Annotated in this window: 11 protein-coding genes; 5 read left to right on the top strand and 6 right to left on the bottom strand. The window is 31.6% G+C overall.

From position 1 onward, the window contains the following. Window positions 1-125: 125 nt before the first annotated feature. Window positions 126-935: a Cof-type HAD-IIB family hydrolase gene (locus AC34EU_RS08385; protein ID WP_487534598.1), complete on the top strand. Its 810-nt coding sequence runs from the start codon at window positions 126-128 to the stop codon at window positions 933-935. An 88-nt stretch (window positions 936-1,023) separates the two neighbouring features. Here the strand turns inward: AC34EU_RS08385 and AC34EU_RS08380 are convergent, their stop codons facing one another. The 3 genes from AC34EU_RS08380 to AC34EU_RS08370 form a co-directional block, all read right to left on the bottom strand. Then, a complete protein-coding gene (locus AC34EU_RS08380; RefSeq protein ID WP_487534599.1) occupies window positions 1,024-1,950 on the bottom strand; it encodes a hypothetical protein in 927 nt (308 codons plus the stop codon). Window positions 1,951-2,047: 97 nt separating this feature from the next. Then, window positions 2,048-2,335, bottom strand: coding sequence for a hypothetical protein (locus tag AC34EU_RS08375; RefSeq protein ID WP_487534600.1), 288 nt, complete (start codon window positions 2,333-2,335; stop codon window positions 2,048-2,050). Window positions 2,336-2,445: 110 nt separating this feature from the next. Further along, window positions 2,446-3,603 carry a N(5)-(carboxyethyl)ornithine synthase gene (locus tag AC34EU_RS08370; RefSeq protein ID WP_487534601.1) on the bottom strand — a complete coding sequence of 386 codons (1,158 nt, stop codon included), beginning with the start codon at window positions 3,601-3,603 and terminating at the stop codon, window positions 2,446-2,448. A 328-nt stretch (window positions 3,604-3,931) separates the two neighbouring features. Here AC34EU_RS08370 and AC34EU_RS08365 point away from each other — a divergent pair, with 328 nt between their 5' ends. Next, window positions 3,932-4,909 carry a fatty acid desaturase family protein gene (locus tag AC34EU_RS08365; RefSeq protein WP_487534602.1) on the top strand — a complete coding sequence of 326 codons (978 nt, stop codon included), beginning with the start codon at window positions 3,932-3,934 and terminating at the stop codon, window positions 4,907-4,909. Here AC34EU_RS08365 and AC34EU_RS08360 read toward each other — a convergent pair. Continuing rightward, complete coding sequence (locus AC34EU_RS08360; RefSeq protein ID WP_487534603.1) at window positions 4,899-6,761, bottom strand: ABC-F family ATP-binding cassette domain-containing protein; 1,863 nt, start codon at window positions 6,759-6,761, stop codon at window positions 4,899-4,901. The genes AC34EU_RS08365 and AC34EU_RS08360 overlap by 11 nt on opposite strands. Window positions 6,762-6,987: 226 nt before the next feature. After that, on the bottom strand, window positions 6,988-7,902 hold the full coding sequence (locus AC34EU_RS08355) for an NAD-dependent epimerase/dehydratase family protein (protein WP_487534604.1): 915 nt from the start codon (window positions 7,900-7,902) through the stop codon (window positions 6,988-6,990). A 54-nt stretch (window positions 7,903-7,956) separates the two neighbouring features. Between AC34EU_RS08355 and kbl the strand changes: the two genes are divergently transcribed. Continuing rightward, the gene (kbl, locus tag AC34EU_RS08350; RefSeq protein ID WP_487534606.1) at window positions 7,957-9,147 is read left to right on the top strand and encodes a glycine C-acetyltransferase; all 1,191 of its coding nucleotides are present in this window, start codon (window positions 7,957-7,959) and stop codon (window positions 9,145-9,147) included. A gap of 67 nt (window positions 9,148-9,214) precedes the next feature. Here kbl and trhA read toward each other — a convergent pair whose 3' ends face one another. Then, the gene (gene trhA, locus AC34EU_RS08345; RefSeq protein WP_487534607.1) at window positions 9,215-9,838 is read right to left on the bottom strand and encodes a PAQR family membrane homeostasis protein TrhA; all 624 of its coding nucleotides are present in this window, start codon (window positions 9,836-9,838) and stop codon (window positions 9,215-9,217) included. A gap of 283 nt (window positions 9,839-10,121) precedes the next feature. Between trhA and AC34EU_RS08340 the strand changes: the two genes are divergently transcribed. Further along, window positions 10,122-11,996: a CocE/NonD family hydrolase gene (locus tag AC34EU_RS08340; protein ID WP_487534608.1), complete on the top strand. Its 1,875-nt coding sequence runs from the start codon at window positions 10,122-10,124 to the stop codon at window positions 11,994-11,996. A 10-nt stretch (window positions 11,997-12,006) separates the two neighbouring features. Further along, window positions 12,007-13,227, top strand: a complete 1,221-nt coding sequence (locus AC34EU_RS08335; RefSeq protein ID WP_489696197.1) for a saccharopine dehydrogenase family protein — start codon at window positions 12,007-12,009, stop codon at window positions 13,225-13,227. Window positions 13,228-13,316: the final 89 nt, after the last annotated feature.

Below are 13,316 nucleotides of genomic sequence, written 5' to 3'. Positions count from 1 at the left end.
TTAATCAAATAAAGAGCACTTTTGTTTTAAATGAAATAAAGAGCTCTACAAGTATTCCATTGTATTAAGTAGTTTTTTATATTCATCAGATACACTTGATGTTTTTAAATTAAAATTCACTAGTAATGCATTATAAACTTATTTGTTCTGATATTGATGGCACCTTATTAGATGTTAATCGGAAGCTTTCTTCGGAAACAATAGAAGCAGTTAAAAGGATTCATCCATCTATTCCCTTTATACTTGTTTCTTCACGTATGCCTAAATCTATTCGTTTACTTCAAAAAGAATTAGACACATATGACAGCCCTCTAATTGCATATAATGGAGCTCTAATTATTGGAAAGCATGGAAAGGTGATTAATAGTATTGAAATACCTTTTTCAATAACTAATCAAATTTGCACTTTTTTACCAGATAATTCGGTGCATTTTAGTTTATATAATCAAGATGAATGGTTAGTTCCCTCAATTGATTATTGGGCAAAACGTGAACAGAACAATACTAGAGTGTCGCCAGAAGTTAGACCTTTGTCAGAAACTCTTTCTTTGTGGAAGAAAAATCAAAAAGGTGCTCATAAAATTATGGCTATGGGTAAGGCTTCAGAATTAAATCAAGTTGAGAGTTTTATTATTAAGACCTTTAAGGATCAAGTAAATTTTTATCGTTCTAAAGACACTTATTTGGAAATCTCAAACAAAAAAACAGATAAAGCTTCTGCATTGAAATATTTATTAACCAAGATATATCCGCACTTAAAGATGAATGATGTAATGGCGTTTGGTGATAACCACAATGATAAAACAATGCTTGAACAGGTCGGCTTAGGAATAGCGGTAGCCAATGCAAAATCAGAAATATTAGCTTGTGCTTCATTCCACACATTAACTAATCATAATCATGGAGTGGCTTTAGCAATTGAGAAATATAATTAATTGTTATATAAACAAAAAGTCCCTAATACTTTTTTTCAGTTGTGTTAGGGACTTTTTAAATAAATACTTTTAGTGTTTATATTATTTACTATTGTTTAGGTTTTGCAAATTGTTCCACTGAAGAAATTTTTCCTTCAAGGTTGAAATAAACGATTTCCATTAAATCCTTATTCCATTTTTCACCGTTTTGCATTACTCTTGATTCTGTTCCATAAACTATTACCCCAGAAGCAGCATCTGTACCCCTTATCTTAATAGGGATTATTGAAATGACATTCCAGTCTACTTTTTTGTATGGAGAGAAAAAGTTTTTAAAATCGTCTTGTTTCATAGTAGACTTGTTCCCTTTAAAGTCATTTAAGGTAAATTCATCTGCAAAGACGGTTTTCATAACTTCTGTATCCATTTTATTATAACTATCGACTAATTTCTCAATTAGGTCTGTCTCATTTCTATTTGAGAACATAAATGAACGCCCCGAGTATTCTCCTTTTTCTCTTCCAAAATACTTTCCACCATAAGACATTCCAAAGTTCACAGAATCTATAGCTTTCCATTGTTTAAAATCTTTTACTTTTCCAGCATCATCAATTACAAACTGTTCCATTAAATCGAGCATTTCATATGAACCATTTTTGTAAACACGTTCTTCTTTGGACCATGCAAGCACTTGCTTAAAGTCTCCATTCTTTACATGTAAAGGAATTATCTTATAAGGAACCATAGAGATAGACTCCATTGATTCCAAATACCCGCTAGTCCAATTTTGCCATTTCTCATTAAATACCTCTTTATTGTAGTATTCAAAAAGTGTTTCAGTGTCTTGTTCCGAATAAGCTTTAGCTAGTCCTTGTATATTATCAATATCCTTATTATCTCCAAAGACATAACTTTTGCCACTGCCCTCTCCTTCACCAAGCCAAATTCCTCCATCGTTTTTACAACTGTAAACGAAAAAAGTGCATAATAGCATTATAAGAGCTTTGTTTACCGCGTTTTGAAAAATTATTTTCATTTTAAAATTATTTTATGTTTATATATAAATAAAACTTCTGATAGTAGATTTTACTTTTCTATGAAAGCATTAAGATACTAAATAAAAAAATATATTTTTAGAAATTATCTTTTTCAAATTCCTCCAAGCTCCATGTCATTTCAGGTTTATCGATAAAATCAGGGATTAATCCCATTGATTTAGCGTGAATATCTTCATCCATATCATTAAATTTCACAATCCAATAATCAACTTTGTTAATTCTAGAAATACCTTCAATTAACTCTGCATCTATATTGTGTTTCTTTTTTAAGTGGTAAGCAAAAAAGTAGCAACTTTTCCAACTTTGATCTTTTTTAGGTTTGAATTCTAAAAGAAATCCATCTATTAATTCCTGTCTCTTCATTTTTTCAATGATAAATTGTTGTTGATTGCAAAGAAAAGAAAAAGTTTTTGTGAAACATATTTATTTTTAACCATGAATATTTAAATTACTATAACATAGCTCAAAGAAAATTAAATATCAGTTAATTTATTTATTACGTGAGGATAATTGGGACTTCGTTTCTGAAATTTAAGAATACTATCTTTTACGATTTTACCTTGATCGATATTTATTGCATTTTTAATAGTTTTATCTTGATTCCAGATCTTCCGACCAGATATTACTGATTCAAGATGAACAATCAGTGCAGCTGAAATAGATCGAGAAGCACTTTCCCAATAATAACTTGGTGTATGATCTACAGCATAGTAATCAATATTATCTATAGCTATCATAGGGTTTTTGAATGTAGTGGGTTTTGCGAAATAAAACCCCATTCCCTCATCGCAACTCACATCTATTACAAGTGTCCCTGGTCTTAACTTAGACTTTTCGTGTTTTTTAACATAATCAATAGGATTATCAGTATCCTGATAGGTTCCATTAATTATTATTTCAGATTCGTTTATTAAATCTAATAATGGTCGCTCATAACCATCGTGTTCAACAACTATTAACCTAGGTTCGTTTTCATTTCCTTTTCTAATTCTAGAATAATGAACATCAAGGACCTCTTCTCTTACCTCGTGATCAGGTCTTTGAATACAAATAGTTATATCTCTAAACCCATGTGCCTTTAAAGCATATATAGCACCCCTACTTACGGCACCAAAGCTAAATATGATCACTTTTCTTTGTTTTCCATAATGACCATCAATTCCTTTTAGTTGAAGTGCATGAATCACTGCACTATAGCCTGCTATTTCGTTATTTTTATAAAAAGTATGTCTCCCCATTTGACCTTTAGGGGTCCAAACATACATGTCTTCAAAAGCAATCAAGGTTAGTTTTTTATCAATAGCCATTTGTGTAATTTGTGTTTGTTGTGCACAATGTGGATATCCCCAAATCAAACCTCCATCCTTAATCTCCTCTATGTCAGAGTAAGTTGGCTTAACAATTATGACAGAACCGATGTCTTTTAATATTTCATTTCTTGTTGCAATTCCAGCTGTTTGTGAAGCAATCACCTTGTCATCGATATTAAAAGGGGATCCGTAACCCTTTTCAAAAACCAATTGACGTCTGACTTTTTTAGGAAGTCGCATCAAGTGCTCTGGGTGAATAGGTACTCGTTTTTCGTCATTTTTTCTTGAAGTTCCAATTACTCCCAGGGTTAATTCATTCATATTCTTAATTTGGTTTTTAAAATACTACTTATTAATATAATAAGCTATAAGTCACATTTAGATTTGTCTAAAAGAGATTTATTATATTTGTTTAAATATAAAAGTGAAGGCTTTTGATTTAACCTTTAGTTTTTTATATAAATTATGTTTAATAAAACAAACAAAAACTTTTTTTAATTAAAATATTAGACCTATCCAATATCCAAAATTTTCAAGAGAAAAAGGTGACGATTTTTCAAAAAAATTAAGAAAAAAAGTTAACACTTATTTCAAAATAAATGAAATTGATAAATATGCTAACAATAGTATGGTTATTAAGACGATACTAATGCTTACATTATTTTTCTTCCCATTTTTAATTTTAAATTCAGGTGTCGTTTCAAATACTTGGGTTCTTTTTTTATTATACATTATAAGTGGTTTTGGAATGGCAGGAGTTGGGATGAACGTTATGCATGATGCTATTCACGGTTCGTACTCAAAAAACCCAAAGATTAATACTCTAATTGGTTATTCTTTAAACCTTATAGGGGCCAATGCTACTGTCTGGAAAATTCAACACAATGTTCTCCATCATACGTATACTAACATAGAACATGCTGATGATGATATTAATGCTCCATTTTTTTTACGATTTTCACCTCATGCTAAAAAGTACTGGACGCATCAATTTCAACATATATATATCTGGTTCTTTTATTGTTTAGCTACCATATCCTGGATTACAACAAAGGATTTTGTTCGAGTAACTCGATATTATAAAATGGGATTTTTGAATAAAAAAAATGAATTTCGAAATGCCATTGTAAGTATTGCCGCATGGAAGGTTTTATATTATTCTTTTGCTATTATAATGCCTTTAGTTATAGTTGATTTGCCATGGTGGCACATATTGTTAGCATTTTTAAGTATGCACTTTATTACTGGACTTTTAATTAGTTTAGTGTTTCAGGTTGCACATATAATGCCGAGCTCTGAATTCCCCCTTCCTGACGAGGACGGTCTTATAGCAGGAGATTGGTCAACGCATCAATTCGCTACAACAGCTAATTATTCTCCAGGATCAAATATTTTTTCTTGGCTTATAGGTAGTTTAAATTATCAAATAGAGCATCATTTATTCCCGGGAATTTGTCACGTTCATTATAAGGAATTATCTAAAATCGTAATAGACACAGCCAAAGAACATGGTATGCCTTATAGCTCTAACCGAACTTTTTTTACGGCGATACGAGCTCATGTAAAAATGCTTCGTGAATTAGGGAATATGGAGCAAATACCAGAACAGACTGCTGTTATTCAGTAAGTTCAGATAAGTCAAACCATTTTAATGTTTTTTGTTTTAATTCTTGATCAAGCATACCAAGTTTAATTGAATATTTCTCTATCTCAGATGGTTTGAATGTTTCATTTGTAAAACGATTTTGAATTTCTTCTTTTTGAGATTCAATTTTTTTTATTTCACGTTCTAGCTTCTTATACTCTTTTTGTTGATCATAGGTTAGTACTATTTTTTTACTAGTTTCCTTCCAAATTTTTTTTATTTCTACTTTAGGTGGTGTTTTTTGTTCTTGAATTTGAGAATCCTCATAAGCTCTATAATCTGAATAGTTTCCTGGAAAATCTTGAATAACACCTGAACCTTGAAATATAAATAAATGATCTACGATTTTATCCATAAAATAGCGATCATGTGACACAACTAATAAACACCCTGGAAAGTCTAACAAAAAGTTTTCGAGTACATTAAGTGTAATGATATCAAGATCATTGGTAGGCTCATCGAGAATTAAGAAGTTAGGGTTTTGAATTAAAACTGTACACAGATATAGCCGTTTACGCTCTCCACCACTAAGTTTTTCAACAAAATCATATTGTTTTTTTCGATCAAATAAAAAGCGCTCTAATAGTTGTTGTGCAGATATTTTACGTCCTTTTTTTAAAGGGATAAAATCTCCGTATTCGCGAATAACATCAATAACTTTTTGTCCTTCTTTTACTGTAATACCCCTTTGAGTATAGTATCCAAATTTTAATGTTTCTCCCCAAATAATTTTTCCTGCATCTATTGTATCATTTGAGGTTAAGAGATTTAAAAAGGTGGATTTGCCTGTACCGTTTTTTCCAATTATTCCAATACGATCGTTACGCTGAAACATATAGTCAAAATGATCCAATATAACTTTGTCACCAAATGCTTTTTGAACTTTATGCATTTCAATCATTTTACTACCCAACCGTTCCATATTGATTTCTAATTGAACTTGGTGTTCGTTTCGTCTTTGACTTGCTTTTTCTTTTATTTCTTTAAAATCTTCTATTCTAGATTTTGATTTGGTAGTCCTAGCCTTTGGCTGTCTTCGCATCCAATCTAATTCTTTCTTAAAATGCAACTTGGTTTTATGTGCTTCTACATTTTCTTGAGCAATACGAGTTTCCCTTTTTTCAAGGTAGTAGGAGTAATTTCCTTTGTAAGTATATAATTTACCCTCGTCTAGTTCAATAATTTCATTACAAACTCGCTCCAGGAAGTAACGGTCATGAGTAACCATAAGCAAGGTTATTTTTCCTTTAGAAAAATAATCTTCTAACCATTCAATCATTTCTAAATCAATATGATTAGTAGGCTCATCTAAAATCAACAACTCAGGTTGTTTTAACAATGCATTACACAGAGCTATTCTTTTTTTTTGACCACCTGACAAGCTCCCAACTTTGGCATTTAAATCATCCAGTTTAAGTTTGAATAAAATTTGTTTGTATTGTGTTTCAAAATCCCATGCTTGGAATTGATCCATTGCTTCAAAGGCTTTCTGATAAGCTTCCTGATCTTCTGGGTTTTCTAGAGCTTTCTCATAATCAGCTATTACTTTGAGAATAGGGTTGTCAGATCTTAAAACACTTTCTTCAACTGTTAATTTGGAATCTAAATGAGGTTCTTGAGAAAGATAAGCGACCCGAGTTCCTTTTCTAATAACAACATTGCCTTCATCTGGAGTATCTTCTCCGGCAATAATATTTAAAATAGATGTCTTTCCACTTCCGTTTTTGGCAATTAAAGCAATCTTTTGACCTTGGTTGATTCCAAAAGAAAGAGATTTAAAAATTACTTTTTCACCATAAGATTTTGAAATGCCTTCAACAGAAAGTAAATTCATAAAGTTTATATTTTTTTAAATATTAGCAAAAATACACATTCAAAGTGTGGTGAGAATCTTTTAATTAAAATCATTTATCATAATACAGTGAGTTGTGTTTTGGAAAATGATATATAAAGAAAATCTAATAGTTAAGAAAGAAAATAATAGAATATTAAACCTTTATGTTAGAAAAAAAATTAGTTAGACTAATACCTGAATAAAATACTTAAAGATCTAGGTGAATTCAATTAAGAACTTTATTCAAAGTTCTTTCAAAACCAAAATCACATGACCATCCCCAATCTTTATGTGAGATTGAATCATCAACCTCTTTAGGCCATGAATTAGCAATTTCTTGTCGAAAATCAGGCTCATATTTTACTTTTATATTAAAACCTCTTGATTTTATTTTATTTTCAAGTTCAGCAGGAGTAACACTAAATCCAGTAACATTATATGAAGTAGATATGGAAAGATTTTTTCTTTCTGCAGACATTAGCATTATAGCAGCATTAACTGCATCGTCAATATACATCATAGGTAATCTAGTTTTTTTATTTAAAAAACAGGTATAATCAGATTTATTTTTAGCTGAATTGAGCATTTCAATTACATAATCGGTAGTTCCTCCTCCAGGCAAAGTTTTAGTTGATATTATACCGGGATATCTTAGCGACCTTATGTCTAATCCAAATTTACCAAAGTAGTAGCTTGCTAGTTTCTCACCGGCTAGTTTTGAAACTCCGTATATCGTTTCAGGGTTCATAGAAGGGTTTTGTGAAACAAGATCTAAATTTGATTCAGTTCCGAAAACTGCTATAGAACTTGGCCAAAAAACTTTTTGAATTTTATTGTTGATAGATATTTCAATAATATTTTGAAAACTTTCCATGTTAATTTTCCATGAATTATATGGATTCTTCTCACCATTAGCAGAAAGAATAGCTACTAAATGATATATTGTATTTATTTTATGTTTTTTAACTAATAAGTCTACTCTATTCTTATTTAATACGTCTGCAAATTCAAATAGACATGGCAAGTCCTTAGGTGGATCTTTTACATCAGTAGCTAATACAAAAACACCTTTGTTGCTGAAGTAATTTATAAACTCTTGTCCTAATTGACCTAGGGCACCTGTAATGAGTATTTTCTCCATAATTTTATTTAAATAATAATAATATATTAATTTTGAGAATTCAAATTAATTACCATGTACGAATCTATCAAAAAAAGATTGACAATCGAATTAGAAGACATAAAAAAATTAGGTCGATATAAAAGTGAGCGAATAATAGAGTCCATGCAAAGTTCAAAGATTACAGTTAATGATGGGAAAGAAGTTTTGAACTTTTGTGCAAATAATTATTTAGGCCTATCATCGAATCCTTTAGTAATTTCAAAGGCAAAAGAAACGTTAGATTCTCATGGCTTTGGAATGTCTTCAGTAAGATTTATATGTGGAACTCAGGATATTCATAAACTTTTAGAAAAAAAAATATCAAAATTTTTGGGTAAAGAAGACACAATATTATATGCTGCTGCATTTGATGCAAATGGAGGATTTTTTGAACCTTTGTTTGACAGTCAAGATGCAATTATCAGTGATTCACTGAATCATGCTTCAATAATTGATGGAATTAGATTGTGTAAAGCTCAAAGGTTTAGGTATAAGCACAATGACATGAATGATTTAGAGTTGCAACTTAAGAATTCTAGTGATTGTCGAAGCAGGATTATCGTTACAGATGGAGTTTTTTCAATGGATGGTACAATTGCTCAATTGGATAAGATATGTGATTTAGCAGAGAAACACGATGCCCTTGTAATGTCAGATGAATGCCACTCTACGGGTTTTATTGGTCCTTCTGGAAAAGGAGTTCATGAAGAGCTTGGTGTAATTGAAGAAGTTGATATTATAACTGGAACACTTGGAAAAGCTTTAGGTGGAGCCTCTGGAGGATTTACAAGTGGACCCAAAGAAATAATTGAGGTTCTTAGACAAAAATCACGCCCATATTTATTTTCAAATACTTTAGCGCCTTCAATTGTTGGTGCTTCTCTAGGAGTGCTTGAAATTTTGGAGACAGACAATTCTTTTTTAAAACAGTTAAACAATAATACAAGCCTATTTAGAAGCGAAATGGAGAAACTAGGTTTTGATATAAAACCTGGAAATCATCCGATAGTCCCTGTCATGTTATATGATGACCATTTAGCACAAAAAATGTCTGAAAATTTATTAGAATTAGGTATTTATGTTGTTGGTTTCTTTTTTCCAGTAGTTCCGAAAGGAGAAGCAAGGATTAGAGTTCAGTTGTCAGCATCGCATTCGACCAAAAATATCATGAAAGCTTTAGATGCATTTGAGAAAGTTGGAAGGGAACTAGGAGTTATCAAATAACTTCAATGATTTTAATTTATTGGATTGACTGATATTTCAAATAAACACCCTTTCTTAAATTCGGTATTTAAATCACATAGTTAAAGATCATTAAAAAATGAAAGAAGGCACCAATAAGAACAAACAAATGCCATATAACATGGTTGAAGGGGATACGTGTAAAGACATAAAATAGAACCCCAACAGTATAAGCGATACCGCCAGCAATAAGAAAGAACACTCCCTCAGCAATTTGTTCAGCAAGTGGAGAGAAATCAAACACAATAAGCCAGCCCATAACTAAATACATCATTGTAGAAAATACTTCATATTTACCAGTAAAAAATAATTTTAAAACCACCCCAAAAGCAGCTATTCCCCATACTATATAAAACAAAACCCATCCCAAGCTATCAACAAGAGAAATGAGTAACACAGGAGTATAAGTACCTGCAATAAGGAAGTAGATGCTAATATGGTCTGTAATTCTATAATAATACTTTTTCTTTTCATCAGTTGCCAAATGATAAAGGGTTGAAGCAGTAAATAAAAGTACGATGGATCCTCCATAAACAATAATACTAAAGAAACTGTTTGGAGTTTTATGAGTATCAAAATAAATTAGAAATCCCAAACCGATTAAACCTAAAGCAGCACCTATACCATGGGTTAATGCGTTTAATTTTTCTTCAAAAGGGGATTGTGTAATCATTAGTAAACAGGAAATATTTTAAAAATAAAGTATTTTTTAAAATTGTAAAACGCTGCTAAAATACAATTTGAAAGTTAAAGAATGAAGGAGTTATGATATATTATACTAATCCATTTTATTATAACAGAATGTGTTAAGAAAGGAAACTTGTTTTTTGAAAAGAAGCAATCAAAGTAGTGAACTATTCCACTACTCATAAGTGAGTGTTTTCAAAAGAATTCATCATTTTTGTATCTTTAAAACACTAAAGTTGTTTTACACTCAGTTTTTAAAATTAAATATCATGAAAGCTTTTAAATTAATAATTGTTTTTTTTATTTCATTGCATAATATCAATGCTCAAAAAAACATAAAAGACAAACTTCTTGAGATTGCAATAATAGATGAAAAAGTAATGATGCCTATGCGCGATGGAATAAGGTTGTCTACAGACATATATCGTCCAAAGAGCAATAAAAAAGTACCTATTATTTTTTCAAGAACACCTTATAATTTTAATACTTGGCAAAATGAAAAGGAAGAGTTTAGAACAATGGAACGAGCGTATGAAGCTATAAACCATGGGTATGCTTATGTAGTGCAAAATGAACGTGGAAGGTATTTTTCAGAAGGGGAATGGGATATTTTAGGTATTCCATTAACGGATGGTTATGATGCTTTCAGTTGGATGTCAAAACAAGCTTGGTCAAATGGTAAAATTGGAACTCTTGGCTGCTCTTCCACTGCAGAATGGCAAATGGCCGTAGCAGCACTTGATCATCCTTCTCATGCCGCTATGGTTCCTCAAGGTTTTGGTGCCGGAATTGGAACTGTAGGTGAATATTTTGAACAAGGAAATTGGTATCGTGGCGGAGCAGAACAATTATTATTTCCCTCATGGCTTTATAGTGTTGAACATGATAAATTTAAACCCCGCATTCCTGAGGGGGCTTCACAAGAAGATTTAATTCGTATTTCAAGATTTTATGATTTAGCCCCAGAAAACCCACCTGTTGATTGGGCTGAGTCCTTTAAGCATTTACCACTTCAGGATCTCCTAAAAAATGTAAATGGAAAAAAAGAAATTTTTGATAAGATGATTAAAAGAAAACCCAATAATAAAGAATGGTTTAGAGGGGGTCTTTATCATGATTCAATGGACTTTGGGGTTCCTAGTTTTTGGTTTGTTTCTTGGTATGATGTTTCGGTTAGCCCAAATCTTGCATTATTTAACCATGTTCGAAAAATGGCAAAAGAAAAAAATGTAAGAGATAATCAATATTTAGTTATTGCTCCAACTCTCCACTGTGGTTATTCTCGAGCCACAGAAAATACAATTGTAGGAGAAAGATCTATGGGAGATGCACGACTCAATTATGAAGATCAAATATATGCTTGGTTTGATTATTTATTAAAAGGAGAAGATAATAATTTTAAAAAAGACACTCCTAAAGTTCAATATTTTACAATGGGTAAAAATATTTGGCAGGCATCAGATACATGGCCTCCAGAAAAAGCTATTATGAAAACACTTTATTTACGAAGTAATGGTAGTGCTAATAGTAGATTAGGAGATGGAACCTTAAGTTTTAAAAAAGATAAAAGAGGGAAAACTTCAGACACATTCTTATACGATCCAATGAATCCTATTGAGTCTTATGGTGGAGGGGTGTGTTGTACTGGAAATGCTGTACAGGGAGGTTCTTTTGATCAACAAAAAATGGAAGAAAATGAAAATATTCTCGTTTATACTTCAGAGCCTTTTTCTGAGGGTGTTGAGGTTACAGGATTTATAGAATCTACCCTTTATTTGTCATCAGATGTAAAAGACACAGATCTAACAATTAAATTAATTGACGTATACCCGGACGGAACAGCATATAATTTAGATGAAACTATTCAACGCGTAAGATATAGAGAAGGTTATGATAAAGAGGTTTTTATGGACAAAGGTGAAGTTTATGAAGTTTCTTTAACCCCAATGGCTACAAGCAATTTTTTTAAAAAGGGCCACAGTGTTAGAATTGAGGTGTCTAGTAGTAACTTTCCAAGGTTTGCTAGAAATCTTAATACAGGAGGTAATAATTATGATGAAATAAAATCAGTAATTGCTAAAAATAGAATTCATCATTCTACAAACTATTCCTCAAATATTAGATTACCATTTGTTTACAATTGACTTTTATAACATGAAAAGAAATAAAGAATTTGATATAATTGTTTGGGGTGCATCCGGGTTTACTGGCAGATTAGTGGTTGCTTATTTATTCCAAAACTATGGTGTGAATGATGATCTTAAATGGGCTATGGCTGGACGCAACAAACAAAAGTTAAATCAAGTTCGTTTAGAAGTGGCAGATAACTCAGTACCCATAATTATTGCAGACTGTAATGATGAGGTTAGTTTAAAAGAAATGATAATTAGAACTAAAGTTATTTGTACTACTGTAGGTCCTTACGCTATATATGGCTCTAAACTTGTGTCTTCATGCGTTAATCACGGAACAGATTATTGTGACCTTTCAGGAGAAGTACAGTGGATGCGAAAAATGATAGACCAACACCATGAGACTGCAAAAATAAATGGAGTTAAAATTGTTCATACCTGTGGTTTTGATTCTATCCCCTCAGATATGGGTGTTTATTTCACTCAAAGAGAATCGCTAGCCCAAACGGGACAGCTAGCAAATAAAATACAAATGCGTGTGGCTGGAATCAGAGGAGGTATAAGTGGAGGAACATATGCTAGTTTGACTAAAGTCATGGAACAGGCATTTCTTGATAAGGAAGTATATAAAGTTCTAACTAATCCTTATGGACTAAATCCAAAGGAAAAATTTGAGGGAGATGATGTACGAGATTTAAATAGCATTAAATATGACGAAGTTTCAAAAAGCTGGATAGGACCTTTTGTTATGGCTGGTATCAACACCAAAGTTGTTCGTCGTTCGAATGCGTTGAGTGGATATATTTACGGAAAAGACTTTCGTTATGACGAGGCTACTATTAGTGGAAAAGGTCTAAAAGGAAGGATTAAAGGATATCTAACGGCTCTCCTATTATTAATAATGACAGCTAAACCAGGATCTTTTCTTAAGAAAATTGCAAATAAAATCTTACCCAAACCAGGTGAGGGACCAGCAAAAGAACAACGTGAAAAAGGATTTTATAATTTGAAATTTTATACAACCCTACAAGACGGTTCTAGAGCTTTAGGGAAAGTAACTGGAGATATGGATCCTGGTTATGGATCTACATCAAAGATGCTTGGTGAAGCTGCTGTTTGTTTAGCTAAGGATAATCTCTCAAATGTAAGTGGTGTTCTAACTCCATCAATAGCAATGGGTGACTTTCTTTTGAAACGATTAGAAAATAGAGCAGGATTATCTTTTAGTTTTAATAAGATATAGAGGCTAATTTATAAATTGAATGTCATTCCAGTACGCGCAATATTGTACCCTTTTGATATAACATTTATGATATTTTATATATACCTTTT

The sequence above is a fragment of the Candidatus Marivariicella framensis genome, from assembly GCF_982709265.1.
The sequence above is the reverse complement of the archived record's forward strand: the minus strand, read 5'-3'. Positions and strand labels throughout refer to the sequence as shown.